Origin of the sequence: Gemmatimonas sp. (assembly GCF_044376735.1) — a bacterium.
Classification (GTDB): domain Bacteria; phylum Gemmatimonadota; class Gemmatimonadetes; order Gemmatimonadales; family Gemmatimonadaceae; genus Gemmatimonas.
In genome coordinates this window covers 1-20,275 of sequence record NZ_JBILKJ010000022.1, presented here as the reverse complement: position 1 = coordinate 20,275, position 20,275 = coordinate 1, and the positions used below count along the sequence as shown (strand labels likewise).

The 20,275-nt window shown below is 65.5% G+C and carries 18 protein-coding genes, 2 tRNA genes and 1 pseudogene; 1 reads left to right on the top strand and 20 read right to left on the bottom strand.

What is annotated here, in order from left to right; all coding sequences use genetic code 11:
- The 7 genes from ACIRA7_RS05655 to ACIRA7_RS05625 form a co-directional block, all read right to left on the bottom strand.
- Positions 1 to 1,938 (bottom strand): TonB-dependent receptor plug domain-containing protein, encoded by a 1,938-nt coding sequence (locus ACIRA7_RS05655; protein WP_396219861.1) that lies wholly within the window; start codon positions 1,936 to 1,938, stop codon positions 1 to 3.
- Positions 1,935 to 3,416 (bottom strand): leucyl aminopeptidase, encoded by a 1,482-nt coding sequence (locus ACIRA7_RS05650; RefSeq protein ID WP_396219860.1) that lies wholly within the window; start codon positions 3,414 to 3,416, stop codon positions 1,935 to 1,937. The genes ACIRA7_RS05655 and ACIRA7_RS05650 overlap by 4 nt, the downstream gene beginning before the upstream one ends.
- 209 nt (positions 3,417 to 3,625) lie before the next feature.
- Positions 3,626 to 3,697, bottom strand: a tRNA-Asn gene (locus ACIRA7_RS05645).
- A 120-nt stretch (positions 3,698 to 3,817) separates the two neighbouring features.
- A tRNA-Leu gene (locus ACIRA7_RS05640) sits at positions 3,818 to 3,901 on the bottom strand.
- A gap of 62 nt (positions 3,902 to 3,963) precedes the next feature.
- A complete protein-coding gene (locus ACIRA7_RS05635; RefSeq protein ID WP_396219859.1) occupies positions 3,964 to 4,542 on the bottom strand; it encodes a hypothetical protein in 579 nt (192 codons plus the stop codon).
- Complete coding sequence (locus tag ACIRA7_RS05630) at positions 4,539 to 5,243, bottom strand: zf-HC2 domain-containing protein (protein WP_396219858.1); 705 nt, start codon at positions 5,241 to 5,243, stop codon at positions 4,539 to 4,541. The genes ACIRA7_RS05635 and ACIRA7_RS05630 overlap by 4 nt, the downstream gene beginning before the upstream one ends.
- Complete coding sequence (locus ACIRA7_RS05625; RefSeq protein WP_396219894.1) at positions 5,236 to 5,790, bottom strand: RNA polymerase sigma factor; 555 nt, start codon at positions 5,788 to 5,790, stop codon at positions 5,236 to 5,238. Before ACIRA7_RS05625 ends, ACIRA7_RS05630 begins: the two co-directional genes overlap by 8 nt.
- A gap of 146 nt (positions 5,791 to 5,936) precedes the next feature.
- Here ACIRA7_RS05625 and ACIRA7_RS05620 point away from each other — a divergent pair, with 146 nt between their 5' ends.
- Positions 5,937 to 6,638 (top strand): glycerophosphodiester phosphodiesterase, encoded by a 702-nt coding sequence (locus tag ACIRA7_RS05620; protein ID WP_396219857.1) that lies wholly within the window; start codon positions 5,937 to 5,939, stop codon positions 6,636 to 6,638.
- Here the strand turns inward: ACIRA7_RS05620 and ACIRA7_RS05615 are convergent.
- The 13 genes and pseudogenes from ACIRA7_RS05615 to ACIRA7_RS05555 all read right to left on the bottom strand — a co-directional run.
- Positions 6,626 to 6,991 (bottom strand): hypothetical protein, encoded by a 366-nt coding sequence (locus tag ACIRA7_RS05615; RefSeq protein WP_396219855.1) that lies wholly within the window; start codon positions 6,989 to 6,991, stop codon positions 6,626 to 6,628. The genes ACIRA7_RS05620 and ACIRA7_RS05615 overlap by 13 nt on opposite strands.
- A gap of 129 nt (positions 6,992 to 7,120) precedes the next feature.
- Positions 7,121 to 7,414, bottom strand: coding sequence for a 50S ribosomal protein L27 (gene rpmA / locus ACIRA7_RS05610; protein ID WP_396219853.1), 294 nt, complete (start codon positions 7,412 to 7,414; stop codon positions 7,121 to 7,123).
- A gap of 50 nt (positions 7,415 to 7,464) precedes the next feature.
- Positions 7,465 to 7,782 carry a 50S ribosomal protein L21 gene (gene rplU / locus ACIRA7_RS05605; protein ID WP_396219852.1) on the bottom strand — a complete coding sequence of 106 codons (318 nt, stop codon included), beginning with the start codon at positions 7,780 to 7,782 and terminating at the stop codon, positions 7,465 to 7,467.
- A gap of 129 nt (positions 7,783 to 7,911) precedes the next feature.
- Positions 7,912 to 9,483: a ribonuclease E/G gene (locus tag ACIRA7_RS05600; RefSeq protein WP_396219850.1), complete on the bottom strand. Its 1,572-nt coding sequence runs from the start codon at positions 9,481 to 9,483 to the stop codon at positions 7,912 to 7,914.
- A 471-nt stretch (positions 9,484 to 9,954) separates the two neighbouring features.
- Positions 9,955 to 11,172: an acyl-CoA dehydrogenase family protein gene (locus ACIRA7_RS05595; RefSeq protein WP_396219849.1), complete on the bottom strand. Its 1,218-nt coding sequence runs from the start codon at positions 11,170 to 11,172 to the stop codon at positions 9,955 to 9,957.
- Positions 11,173 to 11,186: 14 nt separating this feature from the next.
- Positions 11,187 to 12,980 (bottom strand): ATP-dependent DNA helicase RecQ, encoded by a 1,794-nt coding sequence (locus ACIRA7_RS05590; protein ID WP_396219847.1) that lies wholly within the window; start codon positions 12,978 to 12,980, stop codon positions 11,187 to 11,189.
- An 84-nt stretch (positions 12,981 to 13,064) separates the two neighbouring features.
- A complete protein-coding gene (locus ACIRA7_RS05585) occupies positions 13,065 to 13,241 on the bottom strand; it encodes a hypothetical protein (protein ID WP_396219846.1) in 177 nt (58 codons plus the stop codon).
- 26 nt (positions 13,242 to 13,267) lie between these two features.
- On the bottom strand, positions 13,268 to 15,778 hold the full coding sequence (locus ACIRA7_RS05580; protein ID WP_396219845.1) for a DUF3656 domain-containing protein: 2,511 nt from the start codon (positions 15,776 to 15,778) through the stop codon (positions 13,268 to 13,270).
- A 219-nt stretch (positions 15,779 to 15,997) separates the two neighbouring features.
- Positions 15,998 to 16,351 (bottom strand): hypothetical protein, encoded by a 354-nt coding sequence (locus ACIRA7_RS05575; RefSeq protein WP_396219843.1) that lies wholly within the window; start codon positions 16,349 to 16,351, stop codon positions 15,998 to 16,000.
- 5 nt (positions 16,352 to 16,356) lie between these two features.
- The gene (locus tag ACIRA7_RS05570; protein ID WP_396219842.1) at positions 16,357 to 17,727 is read right to left on the bottom strand and encodes an acyclic terpene utilization AtuA family protein; all 1,371 of its coding nucleotides are present in this window, start codon (positions 17,725 to 17,727) and stop codon (positions 16,357 to 16,359) included.
- Positions 17,727 to 19,361, bottom strand: coding sequence for an acyl-CoA carboxylase subunit beta (locus ACIRA7_RS05565; RefSeq protein ID WP_396219840.1), 1,635 nt, complete (start codon positions 19,359 to 19,361; stop codon positions 17,727 to 17,729). Before ACIRA7_RS05565 ends, ACIRA7_RS05570 begins: the two co-directional genes overlap by 1 nt.
- Entirely contained in the window at positions 19,358 to 19,771 is a 414-nt protein-coding gene (locus tag ACIRA7_RS05560; RefSeq protein WP_396219839.1) for a cobalamin B12-binding domain-containing protein, read from the bottom strand. Before ACIRA7_RS05560 ends, ACIRA7_RS05565 begins: the two co-directional genes overlap by 4 nt.
- Before the next feature lie 76 nt (positions 19,772 to 19,847).
- Positions 19,848 to 20,275: pseudogene (locus tag ACIRA7_RS05555) on the bottom strand (hypothetical protein); the annotation flags it as partial.

The following is a 20,275-nucleotide window of genomic DNA, read 5'->3' as shown; positions in this document are numbered from 1 at the left end:
TCAGTTCCAGAACTCCCATCGCACCCCGTACATCTGCACAGCCGGCGGCATCGTGATGCCACGAATCTGCTCGTACGCCCCGCCGGTAAGGTTGCGGTACTGGTAGAACAGCGTGGCGCTTTGAAGGCGGAGTTCGAGCAGTCCGGTCACGACGTTGGCACGCTCGGTGATCCGTACATCCGGGGTGCCGCTGCCGGTGGCCGTGCCGTAAAAGAACGGCGCGCCGCCGCGCAACTCGTGCCAGAGGCGCGCGTTGATCGAAAACTCCCCTCGTGGGAACCGTCGGCGCCAATCGCTGACGAGCGCAATCTCCGTGCGCACGTGCAACTGCGGGCGATTGTACTGCGAGGCGTCCCATCGGATCGCCTGCACATCGAGGCGCACATCCTTGTACAGCCGTCCGGCCGCGGATACGAGCACCCCCTGCGCAGCGGTCGACGATAGCGTGGCCGCGCCGGTGCCAAGGATGACCGGCGACTCGAACTGGCTCGCGTTGTCCCGAATGACACCGCCGCCGAGCCACAGTCGACCGACCTTGAGCGCCGCCTCGGTTCGGAGCGTATTGCCATTCAATCGACCCGTCGCGGAATCCGGCGTGCGCGCGCTCTGCGCCCCCGTAAGGACGAGCCACGAAAACGGCTGCGCGCGGGCGTATAGGTCGAACCGTCGCGTGGAATCCACGCCGTTCGCTTCGACGAATGCTCCGAGCGCATAGCGCGATCCCCCGAGGCGACCGCGTACGGCCGGGGCATGAAACGCCGTGCCGTTGATCGGACGAACACGATCCGTCATCGACACCGACCACCGTGACGCGCGATAGCCCACCGCCAGGAGTTGCTGCGTGCGCCCACGAATGGTGTCGGTCTCGATCGCGATCGACGTATCCGTCGCGGCCACCTTGTCACCCACACCCTCCAAGCGCGTACGCACCGCGCCGACGATGGCTTGCGACCAGAATCCGCGCAGGGTGTCGCCGTATCCGATCCGAAAATACGTATCCCGTCGCGCTCCTTTATACGCCGGCAGATCGGTGAAGCCTTTGCGAGCGGTATGTGGATCGCGTTCGCGGCCGGTGGCGTTCACGTACAGGTCGACGCTCAGACGCCGCGACGACCAGCCGACACGGGCCATCAGCCCCTGCACAGTGCCATCACCTCGTCCACCCGAGCTCTCGGCACCGGTGAACGCATTTACTCGGCCGCTCTGCGTGGCGACCTGCTGGCCACCGAGCTGCAGGAGCATGCCGTTGCGCCAACGGCGCGCAAACAGTCCGCGGAAGGCGTTGGTATTCAGGTCGCCGGTGAAGACGTCCACTCGCGTGTACGGCGTGGTGCGCTGGACGGTCCATGTGCGCATCCACACGCGCACCTCGCCAGCCGCTCGCTCCACCACCAGCTCATCCAGCGTCCACAGCTGCACATCAGTGAGATCGAGTGCGCCGCCATTGCGCGGCTCGATCGCATCCATCTCGATGCCATCGACAAAGAGGCGGATGCGTCGCGTGTCACCGGCGAAGGAGGCGGCGTGGAGACCGGCGAGCCATCCGCTGCGATACGTCGTGACGCCCGGGACCCGATCGAGCAGATCCGCGAGGTTCATGGCGCCCGACGACAGGATCTCGTTGCGCGAGAACCGCAGTCGAGACACCGTCTCGAAATCATCCGGTCGTTCAAAATGCGCTACGGGCGGCTTGATCGTGTCGCCCGCGATTGCGCGCTTGATGCTGTCCGTGCGTGCGACCTCGCGGGCGAGGACCGCCGAATCCGTGGCAATCTGGAGCTTCGGCACGGTGTCCACCCGCGTCGACGGTGGCACGGGCGCCACCACCCGAGCCGTATCCGTCTTCACCGAGTCGGGACGAACCTGTGCCGATGCGAGCGTCGGCGCCGCGAAGGTCGCGAGGAGCCAAGCGACCCAAAGCCGAGCGAAGCGGATCACCGACGCGCGCGCGCCCGTACGATTTCGACAAAGGTGCCCACGGGCGTGCCCGTCGGTCCCTTCGGAATCCAGCCGAGATCGGCCTGCGAGTAGGCCGTACCGGCAACGTCGAGATGCACCCAGGGATATCCGTCCACGAACTCCTGCAGGAAGAGTGCGGCGGTGATGGAGCCCGCCGCGCGGCCGCCGGTGTTCTTCAGGTCGGCCACATCAGACTTGATCTGCTCCTTGTACTCGTCCCAGAGTGGAAGGGGCCATCCCGGTTCACCCGCCGCCGAACCGGCAGCCAGCACTTCGTCCACCGCCGACTTGTCCGAGCCGAAGACGCCCACGGCATGCGCGCCGAGACCGATGACGATCGCTCCCGTGAGCGTCGCGGCATCGATAGCGAGCGCCGGGTTGAACCGCTTCGCGAAGACCAGCAGGTCCGCCAGCACGAGACGGCCTTCCGCGTCGGTGTTGATGATTTCGATCGTCTTGCCGTTCGAGGCGCGCACCACATCGCCGGGTTTCACGGCGGTGCCGGATGGCATGTTGGTGGTCGATCCGATGATGCCGACGACATTGACCGCCAACTTGAGGCGGCCGATCGCCTCCATCGCGCCCATCACGCCGCCCGCACCCGACATGTCAAACTTCATCCACTCCATCTCCGGTGCGGGCTTGATGGAGATGCCACCGGTGTCGAAGCAGAGTCCTTTGCCAATCAGGACGATCGGTTGCTGATCGGGTGCTCCACCACGGTACTCGAGCGCCACGAGTCGAGGTTCCTCCGGCGTACCCTGTGCCACGCAGAGGAACGATCCCATCTTCTCCTGCTCCATCTCGGCACGTCCCAGCACCGTGATGGCCATGCCATGTCTCGCCGCGATGTCGCGTCCCACCTCGACGAACGTCTCCGGTGTGCAGACATTGCCGGGCATCATGCCGAGGCGTTTGGCGATGGCCTGTCCTTCCGAGACGGCGGCGCCGGCCGCGAAGCCCGCGCGGACGGCATCGGTGTCGGCACCAAGCACGGTGGCCGACGCCAGCCGCGCCCGGCGATCCTTCTCGGGGGGCGGCGTTTGGAGATCAGGATAGGCCCAGCTGCCGGCCGCGGCGCCAAGCACGAGGCCCTCAATGGCCTCGGCATCCGCACCAGGAAGCGCAAGGTGCATCGCACCGGTGCCCAGCTTGCCGGCTTGTCGGGCGGCGATCGCGGCGGCGCGGCGCGCGACGGTGCGGGTCAGCGGCGCCGATCCACGACCGACCAGCAGCACCCGCTGCGCACCCGTGTCTCCCCCGATGAAGAGCATCGTTTCATCACGGTTGCCCCGAAAATCCCGGCGGCTGATCGACCGCGCGATCGCGCCGGCCAACGGCGCGTCGACCGCACGCAATGCCTCGTCGAGGGTCGGATCTTGAGGGAGGATGATCGCCAGCAGCGGCGACTCGACCGAAGCCGGAGTGGCATGACTGAGCTGGAGCGAAAAAGGCATGGACGCAATCGGCGCAGAGGGGGATGGCGATGCCGCACCGTCGCGGATCATCCACAAGACGCGGGGCCTGCAACAACTCAGTGTGGGAAGCTAGGCATTCACCGGCGGGCGCGGCAAGCGAGGCGACCGACCGGCGGCGGCAAAAGTCTGCGGACAAACGAAACGCCCGGCTTTCCGAGAGGAAAACCGGGCGATCCATGTGACACTAGCTGGGGCGGTAGGAGTCGAACCTACAACCGCTCGATTAACAGTCGAGTGCTCTGCCATTGAGCTACACCCCATCAGTGGCCCGCGAACAGCCGCTGCCCTGCACCCAACATCGCCACATACGCACGACAACTCAACAGCGCTGCGCGTAACGTTGGCGAAACCGTGTGACAACACGGCGTACGATCACACGATGCCCAGACCGAGGGTCGAACTCGGAAGCCCTTGCGGGCGCGGGATTTTGAGTCCCGTGCGTCTGCCAGTTCCGCCATCTGGGCGTACACCATCCGTACCCAGACAAGTGTACACGGTTGGCGAAAGCGACGCCACCGGGGCGTACTCAGGTCGGCGGCGGCGGGCCGCGTCGACGGAACTCTCGGGCGTCCGCGGGGGCGTCCTTACCCAAGCGACGCCGCTGCACGTCCTGCATGCCCCGTCGTAGCTCATCCTGCAACCCGAAGTAGCGCGCACGCTGGGTCGACGACAGGAATTTGGCCAGCTCGCGCTGCTCGGATTCCAGCAGATCAAGCTTCCGACGTTCGAGGCCGGGCAGCTGATCGAGCAGGTCCCCGACCTTCGCCTCGTTGGCCTTGTCACCCGCCCGCATCTCCTCACGCAGCGCGCTCCGAAGCACAACCTCTTCGCGATGCAATACCAGCCGCGCCGACTCGGTACGAGAGGCTACGTCACGAAGCTTGACCTGCTGCTCGTCGGTGAGTTGCAGCCGCTCGTTCACAATCGCCTCGATCCGCTCACGAAACCGCTTCTCGAGCGCATCCCGTTGCATCGCGTTCATGCGATGCGCCGCCCGTTGCTCGCTTGCGCGCGGCGGTGTGCCCTGCGCACGCATCACGGTCGGTGAGCTGGTCGTCACGACCAGCGCTGCGGCAGTCAGCCAGTGCAATCCACGAGTCCTCATCGTGCGGATCCTCCAACGGTCGCCACCACCGGCAACGTCGGCAACGGCTCGGTCGAGCTGGTGCCGTCCCACTTCTCAAGCCGTTCGAGCATGCGTTGCAGTTCGGCGTCGGAGTAATCACCGAGGTCGCCGTAGGACACGGACACTCGCGACGCGCGATCACCGCCTCTGAAGCCCGCTGGCGAATCCAACGCGGCCACCGACGACGACGGCGTAGTCCCCGCCAACGTGGGCATCCGCGCCAACGCACTCTCCGCGGCATCCGCCAGCTGCGCATCGTTCGACCGGGCTCCCGTGAGGCTGCCCGGGCTGGTTCGCGACACGATCAGCGACGTGCCACCGATGATCATCACCCCGACCGTCGCGGCGACCTGCCAGTTCGACGCCGACCAGCGTCGCGGCGAATGCGATCGGCCGCCGGTGTGATCGGTGAACGCGCCGGTCGGCGCCGCGTCGGTCGCGGTGCGCACGAGCCGCACCGTCGGCGTTGGGCTCGGTAAGGTGGCCACGATCCGCTCAACGTCGACCGGCGGTGTCTTCGGGCGCACGGCTCGCGCCAGACGCAACACGACCAGGTCGTCGCGACACGGGTCGCAGATCGACAGGTGCCGTTCGACCGAAGCTGCCGCCATCGCATCAAGCGATGCCGACACGTAATCGGGCAACAGGTCCTGCATCTCGGGTGTCTTGCACTCAGTCATCGAGAAGCTCCTTCACAGCACGCATCGCGTTATGGTAATGCACCCGGGCGGCGCCCTCGGAACTGTCGAGAATCTCCGCGATCTCCTTGTAACTCAGCCCCTCCTGCACACGCAGCGTGAATACCTCGCGCTGCATGCGGGTCAGCCGACTGATCGCCGAGGCCACGCGCTGCGCGGCCTCGTCAGCCACCAGAATATCGAGGGCATCATACTCGGTCGCCGCATGCCCATCCTCAACGTCGACCTCGCGTCCCCGTCTGGCCACCGATCGCCGCCGGTCGATAACCAGCCGACGCTCGATCGTGAACAACCACGTCCGCAGCGAACTGTCCGACCGAAATGAGTCGAGCGCCGAGAACGCCCTTATGAATGTGTCTTGCACCAGCTCATCGACGTCGTCGGCAATGCCCAACCGGACAGCGAAGCGCGCTAGCGCCCCAGCGTGCCGATCGACGATCGCCGTGGCAGCCCGCTGGTCACCCGCCATCCACTGGGCGATGAGGGCGCCATCCACGGACGCGTCATCGGTCTGCTCGGCATGAATCATATGCACCTGTCCATTCGACGATCACGGCGAGCGATCGTTAAGGCCGCGTTGCCCCATTGACCGGACGATTGCCGGTACCCCACTTTCGCCGATGAGGCGGGCGTGTCCCGGGGGCGGGCGACCACGACGCAAATGGGAGAACAGACATGCATGTACCGGAGATCATCGCTCATCGCGGCTCGTCGCGCGAGTGCCTTGAGAATACCTTGGCCGCCTTTGCGCGCGCCCTCGAGCAGCAGGCCGATGGCATTGAACTCGATGTCCACGGGTCGGCCGACGGTGCCGTGGTGGTGCACCACGACGCCATGCTGCCGCTGGAACGGGGCGGAGGCGCCGGGGGGATGGCCGCGATCCGTGAGCTGACGGTGCCGGAACTCCGCTCCGCGCGGCTTCACGGCGGGCATCCTGTCCCGCTCCTCGATGATGTGCTCGCTCTGGTCGGGACTCGAGCCACCGTGTACGTCGAGGTCAAGGCGCCAGGTATCGAAGCGGCCGTGGCCGCCCTGCTTGACCGCCACCCCACCGTCCGCACGGCGGTGCATGCGTTCGACCACCGCATTCCGGTTGCGGTGCGGACGATACGTCCGGGGACCGCGACCGGTTTCCTCTCTGCCTCGTACCTGATCGAGCCAGCTGGCGTGCTGCGCCCAGTCGCGGCGGACGCGCTATGGCAGTCTACCGAGCTGATCGATGCGGACCTCGTGCGCGCGGCCCACGCACAGGGCGCGAAAGTCATCGCATGGACCGAAAACGACCCGGTTCGCGCGCACGTGCTGGCGTCCTGGGGCGTCGATGGGCTCTGCACCGACGTTCCGGCGACTATCCGGGCGGCGTTTTATCCCGCTTGAGGATCCGAGGGCGGCGCGGACTGCTGTACCGGCGTGGTACGGACGGAGCCGGATGCCAAGTCTGGATCGGTCGTGCCGTTCGCGGCGCGCGCCGCTGCCAGCTCCGCTTCCATCCGCCGCGCCTCGGCGTCCAGCGCACGGAGGGCCGCGATGAGTCGATCACGCGCGTCCATCGCCAGTTCTCCACCGGCGTCGACCGCGCGGAAGACGGCGTAGCCCAGCGCCTCCGCGGCTTTGTCGGACTGCTCACGAGCCCGGTACGCATCGAGGCGAAGCTTGCCCTCGTCGAAGACGTCCTGGGCGGCCTTACCCGCCTTGTCGATTCCCTGCTTGACCTTGTCCCAGATCGCCATGACAGCAGCCTCCACAAAGGGTGAGTGATGCGGAGACCTACGACACGCCGTGGCGAGAAGTTACGTCCGGGAACGCAAAAAGCCTCCGCGCGAGGCGGAGGCTTCCTGACGACGATCGCGCGGACGGGCTCAGGCCTCGACCGTTTCCTCGGACATGACTTCGACGAACTCGACCGGGAGCACGCTGATCTTGTACTTCTTCTTGTTGTGGTGCTGGAACTGCACGACACCGTCGACGAGCGAGTAGATGGTATAGTCGGTGCCCATGCCGACATTACTGCCGGGATGCCACTTCGTACCACACTGGCGCGCGATGATGTTGCCGGCGGTCACGAACTCACCGCCGTACTTCTTGATGCCGCGAAACTTCGGATTCGAATCGCGCCCGTTGCGTGATGAGCCGACGCCTTTCTTATGTGCCATTGCTCTAACTCCGGAAAAGGCGGCGCGCCGGTCAGGCGCACCGCCGGCGATCAGCCGAGGGTGATTTCGTGGATGCGGACTTCCGTGAACTTCTGCCGATGACCCTGCTTGCGGGCATAGTTCTTCCGGCGCTTGAACTTGAAGACGATGATCTTGTCTTCAAGGCCGTGCTTCACGATTTCGCCGGTGACCTTGGCACCGCTCAGCGTGGGCACGCCCATGCGGACACCGGTGCCGACGTTGCCGATGAGGACGTCGTTGAACTCGACGGCCGTGCCGGCTTCGCCCAGCAGCGAGGGAATCCTGAGGGACTTGCCCGGCTCGGCACGGAACTGCTTGCCGCCGGTGCGAATGATCGCGTAGCTCATGGCTCTATCTGTTGAATCGTATTCTGCAGGCTTCAAACGTAGCCTTAAAGCTTATCCGGCTTCGCTTTAGCTGTCAAGCGCCCGAGACCAGCCTCAGGCGCATGTGGGGACGTGAGTTTCCGGCCGGTTTCAGGCCAGAGCGTACTGTTGCGTGACATCCCGCTGGGCACCGCGCATGACCAGCTTGATCTCGTCCGGGCGGAGCAGTGGATCGTCTCGCAGCTCCAGCGGAAATCCTGCCAACTTCTCGAGGCGCTTCACGAAGTCGTGCTCCTGCTCCAGCACGTGCAGCGCGACCTCGGGGTGGAGCCGAAGGATCACCGGCTCCCGGCGTCCCTCCGCCGCCATGCGGCGCACCGCCCGTTCGGTCCGACGGACGATCGTTTCGGGCGTGAACACGCGGCCGGTGCCGCTGCATGTCGGGCACGATTCGGTCATGCTTTGCCAATGGCTCTGACGCACGCGCTGCCGCGTCATCTCCACCAGCCCCAGATCCGAGACCGCATGCGCCTTGGTGCGGGCGCGATCTCGGCCGAGATGGGTCCGCAACTCGTGGATGACCTTGTCGCGATTCCCCTGCGATTCCATGTCGATGAAATCGCAGACGATAATGCCGCCGACATCACGCAACCGGAGCTGTCGGGCGATCTCGCGCGCCGCCTCGGTATTTGTCTTGAGAATGGTCTTCTCGGGGTCCCGCTTGCCGGTGTAGCGGCCCGAATTCACGTCGATCGAGACGAGCGCTTCGGTGGGCTCGATGATCAGATACCCGCCACTGGGGAGATCACACCGGCGCTTGAAGAGGTCGCGGATCTCCGTTTCGATGTCCGCCTTGTCGAAGAGCGGGACGGTATCCTCGTACAACTTCACGCGCTCGACCAGCTCGGGCGCAATCCCGGTGAGGTATTCGGTGATCTCGTTGAACACCTGACGGGAATCGACCGTGACGCCCTCGACCTTCGCGCTGAAGAGGTCACGTACGAGGCCGCGGGTCACGTTCGTCTCGCGGTGCACCAGCGCCGGCGCGCGCGTGAACTGCGTTTTGCGCTTGATCCGCTTCCAGTTGTTGATAAGCGTATTGAGCTCGCGCTCGAACGTTTCCCTCGTGGCGTCCTCCGAGACCGTTCGGATGATCACGCCGCCGACATCCTCGGGTAGCATTTCGGACACCATCGCGCGGAGGCGCTGGCGTTCGGAGCGCTCGTCGATCTTGCGGCTGACACCGACTTTGGACGCGAACGGCATGTACACCAGGAAGCGGCCGGCGAGAGAGACCTGCGCGGTGACGCGCGGTCCCTTCGTGGAGATGGGCTCCTTGGTGATCTGGACGAGGATGTCCTGCCCCCGCTTGAGGAGGTCCTGGATTGGGCGCACCTCTCGGCGTCCGCGGCGGCCGCCGCCGGCACTGCCGCCGCCGGCATCGTCGCCGGCTTCATCCTCCTCGTCGTCTTCATCGTCGGCGACCGGCGCATCCTCGACCACCACATCGGCGGCATGCAGGAATGCGGACTTCTCGGTACCGATGTTCACGAAGGCGGCTTGAATGCCGGGGAGCACGGCTTCGACCTTCCCGAGATACACGTCGCCAACCATGCGACGCGCATCGGGCCGATCCACCAGCAACTCCACCAACTGGCCGTCCTCGAGAATGGCGACGCGCGTCTCGCGCGGCGTCGCGTTCACCAGGATCTCTCGCTTCATTCTGACGGACCGCGCGCCTCGGCGGTGGCGACTCCACTGGACCGATGCGGCGACGAACACGGTGATCGAACAGAGGCTGCCCGAGCGCGCCACATGGCGGCGACACGGACGACGTCACGGGGCTCCCCCAACCAGCACGACTGATCGGACGGGCGAGTCGCGCCCGAAAACCGCGGACCGTCCCGCGCTTCAGGAGCGGCGGGAGGCGCAGGCCTCAGGAAAAACGCGATGACCCGCGATCGACACAGATGGCGTGTCGTGCGGTGGGACGTGTGGAGGGCGTCGGACGGCTGCACGCTGGCGCCGATCCGCCCCCACCACAAACGCAAACGGCCCGTGAGTCGCACGGGCCGCCGGCGCCGGAAGCGACGGCTATGAAAACTGCGGGGTCCTGCTACAACGGTCTACAGCCGAAGTGTACACGGGACCGAACGTTCCCCGCAATACGCAAAAGGGGGCCGTCCCGCGAACTCACTCCATCAGTCCCTTCAGCAGATGCCGCGCGATCACCATGCGCTGGATCTCGCTAGTGCCCTCGCCGATCTCGCAGATCTTCGCGTCGCGCATGAAGCGCTCCACCGGATAGTCCTTCGTATAGCCGTACCCGCCATGAATCTGAATGGCCTTGATCGTGGCGCGCATCGCGAGCTCCGAGCAGAACAGCTTGGCCATGGCGGCTTCCTTGCCGAACGGCTTCCCGTGCTGGGACAGCCACGCGGCATGATACATCAAATGCCGCCCAGCCTCGATCTCGGTGGCCATGTCGGACAGCTGGAACTGGATACCCTGGAAGCTGGCGATCGCCGCCCCGAACTGCTTCCGCACCGTGGAGTACTTGAGCGACTCGTCGAGCGCCCCCTGTGCGATGCCGAGGGACAGCGCCGCAATGCCGATGCGGCCGGCGTCGAGCGTTTTCATGAAGTTGATGAAGCCCAAACCTTCCGTGCCCAACAGGTTTTCCGCCGGCACTTCGACGTTATTGAAGAGCAGCTCGCGCGTGTCCGACGCACGCCAGCCCAGCTTGTTCTCCTTCTTGCCAGACGTGAATCCCTGCATAGGCGTCAGCGAGTCGTCGTGGCCGACGCCAAGCACGCGGCACTGCTCGAGATCGCAGCTCTCCTTGTTCAAGATGAACGACGAGATGCCCTTCGTGCCCTTCGACGGATCCGTGACCGCCGTGACGACGAAGACCTCGCCGACACCGGCATGCGTGATGAACCGCTTGGAGCCGTTCAGCAGGTAGTAGCCGTCCTTCTTCTCGGCCGTGGTCCGCGTGCCACCGGCATCGCTGCCGGCGCTTTCTTCCGTGAGGCCAAAGCCGCCGAGCACCTTGCCGCTGGCCAGCAACGGCACGTACTGCTCGATCTGCGCCTTGGTGCCAAAGCTCAGGATCGGGGACGTGCCAAGTGTCGTGTGTGCGCTGATCGTGATGGAGTGCGAGGCGCAGACTTTCGCGAGCTCTTCGATCGCGATCATGAAGCTGATCGTATCGAAGCCGGCGCCGCCGACATCTTCGGACCACGGGATCCCGAGAAGTCCGAGCTCTCCCATGGCCTTGACGTTCGCCCAGGGGAACGTGGAGTCCTCATCGTGATGAGAGGCGACCGGGGCAACCTGCTCTCGCGCAAAACTGCGGACCATGTCACGCACGGCGAGATGCTGCTCGTTGAAATAAAGACTATCGTCCATGGAAGACGTCGAGGTCAGAGCGGGCGGGGCCGGCCACGAACGGACTGCTTCGTACGGGCCGGTGGAAGGACTTCAGTGGTGCCCAAGCAGCGATCGCAGGCAGCGCACTGGGAGCGCACTTCGGGGTCTCCGAAATAGCGCAGGATGTACGCTCTTCGGCAATAGCGCGTCTGCGCATATCGCTGTATTGCGTCGAGTCGGCGCAGGTCGGTTGCGCGCCGACGGTCGATCCCGTACCAGTCGACCGCCGGCGATCTCAGGTCGCGGGCGCGCGGATCGAGCCGCACGCCCGCGCCCTGGGGCGTCCATGTGACGAACTGTTGCGCTTCCAGCCGCTTCAAAACCGGGATGAGCCCCATCGCCCCGCCCAAACGGCGCGGTAGTCTCTCAAGGTCGATCGAGGCACCGTCCTCAAGCGACCTGCCAGCGACCTTCCAGAAGGCCCGCAACACCTCGCGATCGAAGGCCCGCCTGCCCGTGAGTTCACCCGCGATACGCTCCGGGGTCGCCAGCAGCCGCACCGAGACTCGACCCAGGGCGGCTGCCTCCACCCTGCAGGCGCCCGTCGCGACCAGCACTCGCAGTGCTGCGCTCACCTTCCGGTCACCGAGCTTCGACGCCAACGACTGGGCAACCTCGTCGGTGCTCCGCGCGATCACCCCATCACGGTCGGCGTGCGTGCGCAGAAACGTCCACGTCTGCTGCACGGTGGCGCGATCCGGGTGCGCGCAATCGATGAAGAACTCGTGCGTAAAACGATCGGGATACGCGTGGAGGAGAACGCACGTACTCGGCTTGCCGTCACGACCCGCGCGCCCCGCCTCCTGGTAATAGGCCTCCAGCGTGCCCGGCATGGAGTGGTGAACCACGAGGCGTACATCGGGCTTGTCGATGCCCATACCGAAGGCGCTGGTCGCGACGATCACTCGCGCACGCTGCGCCATAAAGGCGTCCTGGGCACGTTGACGCCGTGCGTCGTCGAGACCCGCGTGATACGCAGCGGCGTGGATGCGGGCGTGGACGAGGACGGCGGTGACGCGTTCGACCGCGCTGCGTGTGGGCGCGTACACGATCGCCGGCGCCTCGGTGGCGCGAAGCAGGGCGATTGCCGATGAATCCTTGTCGGCCTGGCTCCGCGCCGGCCTCACGTGGTACGTCAGGTTGATGCGATCGAAGCCGGCCACGACGACTTCGGCATTCCGTAACGCGAGTTGCCGCACAATATCGAGGCGAACATCCGGCGTCGCGGTCGCGGTGAGTGCGACGGTCTGTGGACTACCGAGCCGTTCGCGGATGCTGCCGATCCGTCGGTAGCTCGGCCGAAAGTCGTGTCCCCACTCGCTGATGCAGTGCGCTTCGTCCACGGCCAGCAGCGAGACCCCAATGTCCACGAGTTGCTGCAGCGTGCGACCCGCCTCCAGTCGCTCCGGTGCGAGGTACAGCATCCTGAGCGAGCCATCACGGGCCCGCGCCATGCGATCCGCCACGTCGCTCGCGCTCAACGTGCTGTTGATGAACGCGGCCGACACGCCCTTTCGCTCTAGCGCGTCGACTTGATCCTTCATCAACGAGATCAACGGCGAAATCACGACCGTGAGGCCGTCGCGGATCAGCGCCGGCACCTGATAGCAGAGCGACTTGCCGCCGCCGGTCGGGAGTACGACCAGTGAGTCGCGACCGGACAGCACTGCCTGCACCGCCCGAATCTGCGGTGGTCGAAAGTCGGGATAGCCGAACGTGGCAAGTAGTCTCGCCCGGGCGAGATCGAGGGTGCCGTAACCGGCGGATGGCGGGCTGACCTTCGGCATGCCACACCGTAGCGAACCGCGGCAGAGGTCGCGTCACCAGAATGACGCGCGCACGGCCATCACAGCGCGCCGTGCGCATGCCGACTACTTGCCGCTATCGGTCAGGACACGCCTGTAGGACTCGTAGGCCATATACGCGATGAACAGCCACGCCACGCAGCTGAACGCCTTGAAGGCGCCACGTCCGAGGCGACCGTTGTCGAATGCGGCGACCGCGTCGATCAGGGCGAGTACCGACATCGCCAGCGGAAGGATTGGCACGCACTTGCGAATCCAACGCGAAATCCTCATACAGCCCTCGCGAAGTGGCCGCGTGTAAATGCCCCATCGAGCAGATGGCGCGTCGCCGTGAGATCCGGCAACACATTGCCCGAGAGTCCGTCGAGCATATCGCGATACGCTCGAACGAGCTGTTGTACCGGGTCACCCGGGACGTTGAAGACCATCTGATAGCCGCGGATGCCTTGCGCCCAGAGGTCGGGGAGATACTCCGAGCCGTCAATCGGTCGGGAGTGCAACAGCCGGTTCCGGCAGGCCGAGTCCGTGGCTACGGCGAACGTGTATCCGGCGGGATCGGTCAGCGACACGTTCGTATGCTTCTGTACACACAGGTCGCGGCACGTCGTTGGTTCGCGATCGAACGCCGCCGACAGCACGCAGTGTTCGATCGTCATGCCCTCGGTCCGACCGTACACGAGTACGTCGAACCGGCGACCACGCCAGGGATCGGTCAGTTGCCCGAGTTCTTCGGTCGTCAACTCGATCGAGGCCACGAGCCGTGAAGCCCCGAGCTCGAAGAGCAGCTCGGCCGTGTGCTGGTTGAAGACGTTCGTCGCGTAGTCCGCGATGACGTCGTGCCCCGCCCCGCCAAACTCGGCCAGCAAGCCCAGATGGCCGGTCAGGAGCGGCAGCTCGAGCGCGAGCCACTTGTCGAGGCGCCTACGCTCCTCGGGGCGCACGATGGTCGGCGTCCGCAGTCGGAGCGTGACGCCCGCAGCGGCCAGCTCTTCGCGCAGGGCGTTCACACGGGCCAGCGGTGGCGTCGGATGACGCAGGAAGGGATCGAGCACGATGTCTGTGGCACCGCCGGCAGCGGCTTCGCGCGCAGTATCGACATCGCAGACGATTGCGCGCAGCGCGAACTTCCTTTCCGTGACCGCCGCTGGGACCGACGAGGCGATTTGCTCCACCACCGCACTGATTCTCGCGTCGCGCAACGCCACATCACTCAGACGCGCCCAACCAAGCTGCTCTTCGAGCTGCGCGACGGCGTCCTGCCGAACGCGATTCAGTTCACTCACGGGTAGGAACAGACCATCGGCGAGTCCGGCTACGTCGACCGATCCCAACTTGAAGGCCGTGCCACCGAGGCGACCGAGTTGCTCACGCAGTTGCGGAACATCGAGCGACCGCTTACTGGCCACACCGAGCGGCACTTCACCGCGCACCGTAACCTCCAAGTCACCAGCGCTCCAGATTGTCTTGAGCGGACCGCCAGCGTGCCCGAACACGCGCACGTCGAGGCGGCGTGCGCCGACGCGCTCCGGTACGGCCACGTTCGTGAACGATTCCTGAGCCTGACGCAGCAATGTCGCGTCACTCGTGCGGACGACGCGCCATCCGTCCGGTACGCGCACTCGAACGTTGCTCAAGCGCACGCTCAGCGCCATCCGATGAGTGCCGTTGCGCGTCCAGACCGGACGAACGGTCTGCACCGTGCCACCCATCGTGGCGGCGGCGGTGGGCTCCGGTGACTCGAAGCCGAGTCCATCACCGACGGCCACGGCGTGCGTGGTTTCCACGATGAGCTCCGTGCCCTCGTGTCCGACCACTTTGCCGATCGGCAACCCGCGATTGTCCGGCTGTGTGCGCGTGATGTACTCGCGCCCCTCACGACCACCGTACATGCCGCCTGTATTGCCACGACTGAAGATCTGGACGAGCGGTTCGACCTCCTCGATGGAGGGCGCCAGCCCGCGCTCACCGCGCGCCAACGCGTCGAGCCAACCCCGATAAGCCTTCGTGACGGTGGCGACGTACTCCGGCTTCTTCTTGCGCCCCTCGACCTTGAGGCAGCCGATCCCGAGTTCTGCGAGCTGCTCGAGGTGATCGTGCGCCGCAAGATCCTTCGCCGAGATCAGATACCCACTGTCGAGCGTGGCACCGGTGGCCTCGTCGTTGAGCGTGTAATCCTTCCGACACGATTGTGCACAGGATCCTCGATTGGCCGAGCGTTCGCTGATCATACCCGACATGAAGCACTGGCCGGAATACGAAATGCACAGCGCGCCGTGCACGAAGGTCTCGAGGCCGAGCTCCGGTACGGCCTCGCGGATTGCCCGGATGTCCTCGAGGGTATTCTCGCGCGCCAGCACCACGCGCTCGACCCCGAGGCGCTGCATGACGCGCGCGCCGGCCGCATCATGCACCGTCATCTGCGTTGAGCCGTGCACCTCGAGCTGCGGATACACTTGCTGAATCAGCCGGACCACGCCCAGGTCCTGCACGATGGCCGCATCGATACCGCGATCGACGCACTCACCAAGATAGGCGAGCGCCTCCGGCAGTTCTTCGGGCTTGATGAGCACGTTGAACGTGAGGTACACGCGGGCTCCGCGCGCGTGTGCAATCGCACAGGCCTGTGCGAGCTCGTCCAAGGACAACTGGGCGCCCTCGTCACGGGCGTTGTACATCGACGCGCCCAGATACACGGCGTTGGCGCCATTGGCGACCGCAGCCCGAACCGCGTCGAGCGTGCCGGCCGGGGCGAGGAGTTCAGGAACGGGGGGGCGAGACATTCCTGAAACCTAACCGCATCGGGGGGATGAACGCGTGATCTCCGAGGTGTCGAAGATCACGCATTCACTAGCGAGCCTTGCGGAGCCGCTCCACCAGCCGGATCAGCAGAGCGCCGGCTAGACAGGCGATGCCCACCCAGCGGACCCACTCGGTGCCGGTGCGCAAGGCGAAGACGAACGCCATCACCCCGGCTCCGATCAGAGCCAGTCGCAAGGCAATCATGCGTGCGCCGGAAGCCCCGCCGCCGCAGCTTCGGCGTCCGGTACGTCGATCACCATCCGAAGGAGGGCCGTCGAGTACACCTTACCCTGGGCGTCGGTCTTGAGTGACAGCGTGCCGCCACCATCCAAGGCCCCGTGGAGCAGAAAGTTCAGGGCCTGGAGGTTCGGTAGCTCAAAGCGGTCTACGCCGCCGTTGATCTGCCCCGCAAAGTGCTGCGCCACCCGGTCACGGGTGACGTACCGGACCAGCGTCGGATACCACTCGGGCTTGAGCGCGATGACGCCGACGTTGGCCGTGTCGCCTTTGTCGCCGCTCCGGGCGTGGGCTATGTCGAGCAAGCGAATGTGCATGGCCGTTACTCCATGATGGTGACGGCGGTGGACACGGCTCGCTTGTCGAGCAGCGCAGGCCAATAGGCCACAATCTCTTCAACCTTGGGGCGCCCACCAGCGAAGCCGGTCACGCTTGGCGGACCGTTCAATACCAGCGGTACGATCTCGCGCGTGAAGCGCTCGATGTCGGCGCGGTTCTCTCCTCGCACGCCAATGCGGAACATCACTTCGGGTGCGTCGCGACCATCGCCCGCCAAGGCGCCGTGCGTTGACGTGGCGCCGACGAACTCGGTGAGGACCTGGTCGAACTTGAGGCCGAGATTATCGAGGCGCTCTCGCAGAATGCGGTCCGCCATCTGCGCCTTCTCCATGGCATCTGGCCACGAGTACACGAGTGAACCAACGGCCTTGTAGCCCGCGCGATACGCGATCGACACCTTGAGGAACGGCGTCGGCGGCCCACCGGTAATGCCGTGCACGCGGACGCGGTTCTCGCCATCGGGCGCGAGCTGGATGCTCGTGAAGTCGGCGACCACATCAGGCGTGATGTAGGCATGCGGATCGCCCATCTCGTACACCAGTTGCTCCGAGACGCTCGGCACGCTCACGCGGCCGCCCGTTCCGGCGTGCTTGGTGATGACGAACGTTCCGTCTTCGGATGCCTCGGCAATGGGATAACCGACGTTCGCCATGTCGGGGATCGTGCGCCAGTCGTGCATGCAGTTGCCGCCCGACGACTGCGCACCGCATTCGAGAATGTGACCGGCGATGATGCCCGAGGCCATCTTGTTCCAGTCATCCGCGGCCCAGCCGAACTCGTGACGGAGGGGCGCCATGGTGAGTGCGGTATCCGTGCTGCGGCCGATCACGACGACGTTGGCCCCGAGTGCCAACGCTTCGACGATCGGCTCGGAACCGATGTAGGCATTCGCCGACATCACGCGATCGCGGATCGTCGACAGCGGCGCCCCGGTGTCCATGTTCTTGAGTTCGTGGCCGGTCGCCATGAGGTCATCGAGGCGCGCGAGTATGTCATCGCCCGTGACTACGCCGATGCGGATCTTGCCACGCACGCCGTGCTTCGAGGCCGCCTCGAGCAGGGCCTCGGCGCAGGCCACGGGGTTCACACCGCCGGCGTTGGCGATCACCTTGACGCCGCGTTCCGCGACGGCCGGAAACACACTTTCCATGGCGCCGATGAAATCACGCGCATATCCCATGCGAGGATCACGCTCTTTCTGCTTCTGCAGAATCGACATCGTGACTTCGGCAAGATAGTCCAGCATCAGGTAATCGACGTGACCACCCTCAACTTGACGACGTGGGGCTTCGAGCCAGTCACCCCAGAAGCCCTGACCGCTGGCGACGCGCACGACGCGCGATGAATCGGACATCAGTACTCCGTGCCGGAAACCGGCGCGCCGTAGGTCGGCATGGGTGGCAGCACAAAGGCACCGAGATGCGGGCCCGGATTTCGGGCCGCCGCACGGAGTGCCAGCGCCAGCAGTGTGCGGGTGTCTTCGGGATAGCAGATGGTGTCGACGAATCCGCGTGCGGCCGCATAGCGGGCATCGAGTTGGGTGTCGTAGTCGGCGCGCATTTGCGCGGCCGACTCTTGCACATCGGCGGACGGATCGACGCCCGCCTTCTTCGCCGCATCGAGCGCCGGACCATGCACCGCGCCGACGGCGGCCTCGCCCTCCATCACCGCCATACGGCCGGTTGGCCAGCTGAAGATGAAGTCGGGGTCGAATCCCTGGCCGGCCATCGCGTAGTAGCCGGCGCCACTGGCGTGATTGACGGTGAGCACGATCTTGGGAACGCGCGCACACGCCATCGCTTCGACGAAGCGGGCCCCCGCGCGAATGATACCCTCGTGTTCAGCGTCAGGACCCACCATGAAGCCAGAGACGTCCTGCACGAAGAGGATCGGCAGCCCTTGGCGGTCGCACCGTTCGATGAAGTACGCGACCTTCTCCGCACTCTCGGCGTAGATAATGCCGCCGAACCGTGGACGCTCGCCGGCACGCCCCTTGATGAGGCCTCGCTGGTTCGCCACGATGCCCACGGGAATGCCTTCGATGCGCGCGTCACCGCAGATCATCTCCTTTGCGAGATGCGGCTGGAACTCGTCAATCTCGCCGTCGTCGAGTACGGCCTTGAGCACCGCATGCATGTCATAGGACATGCGATGATCCGCCGGCAACACGTCGTACAGGGCCGAGGGCGGCACCGCGGGCGGCCGATACGTCGCGGGTACGCTGCTCAGCGGCCGTGGCAACCGCGCGACGAGTTCGCGCAACTTCTCCAGACACTGCGCGTCGTCGTCGAGCGCGTAGTGCGCCACGCCCGAGATCTCGGTGTGCGTGATCGCCCCCCCCAACGTCTCGCCGTCGACCGTCTGCCCCGTCGCGCCCTTCACGAGATTTGGGCCGCCCAAACCCATGAACGAGGTGCCCTTCACCATCAGGATCACGTCGCTCAGCGCGGGCAGGTAGGCCCCGCCCGCCACACACTGTCCCATTACGGCCGAAAACTGCGGGATCCGCAGGTAGCGGCGCATGATCGAGTTGTAGTAGAAGATGCGCGCGGCGCCGAACTGGCCGGGGAACACGCCCCCCTGATACGGCAGATTCACGCCGGCCGAGTCAACGAGGTAGATGATTGGGAGACGGCAGCGCATCGCGACTTCTTGCGCCCGCAGGATTTTCGTGATCGTCTCGGGCCACCAGGATCCGGCCTTCACCGTCGCGTCGTTCGCGACGACGACGACTTCCCGGCCGTCGATGATCGCGATGCCGGTGATGACGCCGGCACCGGGCGCCTGCCCGTCGTAGCGGTCGTACGCGACAAGCAGCCCGATCTCGAGGAATGGCGTCCCGGGATCGGCGAGGTGCGCGACGCGTTCGCGGGCGGTCAGTTTTCCTTGCTTGTGCTGCTTCTCGATCTTGTCCGGTCCGCCCCCGAGTCGAAGGCGGGCTTCCAGCGCGCGAACCTCGTCAGCGAGCTGGCGAAGCCGCCCACTCATGCGTCCTGCTGCGGACGGGCCACGAACCACTCGCGGATGTACTCCACGAGGTCCTGCGTACTTGTACCCGGACCGAAGAGACGGGCCACGCCGCGCTGTTGCAGGGCATCCATGTCCTCCTTCGGAATGATCCCACCACCGGTCAGCAGGATGTCGTCGCGTCCGGCCTCGACGAGAAGGTCACGGACCCGCGGAAAGAGCGTCATGTGGGCGCCACTCAGAATCGAGAGGCCGACGACGTCCACGTCTTCTTGAACGGCTGCCGAGGCGATCATCTCAGGGGTCTGGTGCAGACCGGTATAAATCACTTCCATGCCGGCGTCACGAAGCGCGGCGGCCACTACCTTGGCGCCGCGATCATGGCCGTCGAGGCCAGGCTTGGCCACAAGCACACGAATCGGTCGAGTCATCGGAGGGCAAACAGGAAAGGTCCCGGGGGCGGGCACCGCCAGCGCGAGGATTCCGCACGACGGCCTTTCAAGCTACTCACCCGTCCTTACGCGCCACCAGCAGCATTTCGCTGGATTTGCGCGTGAGCGGACGCTCCGTCCAGGCATCGAAGGCCTGCTCGACGATCAGACCGACCTCCTGCATTCGCGCGGCCAGGTCGGACGCTGTGTACAACCGGATGCGGTGCGTTCGCTCGCCGTCGCCGGTTGGTCCACGCCATGAGGAGGTGATTTCGAGGAACCCTGAGAGCGGATCGAAGCGGCGCTCCTGTCCGAAAACGGTGCCGTCCGCCGTGGTCCACCAGTCACGGGAAAGAAAGCGCGCCATGACCCCATCACGACTGCCCCCGTGCCAGATGAGCAGCCCGCCGGGCTTGAGGACGCGCGCGAACTGGGACAGCACTTTGCGATCGTCGTACGGATCGTCGAAAAACCCGAAAGACGTGAACAGGTTGACTACGGCGT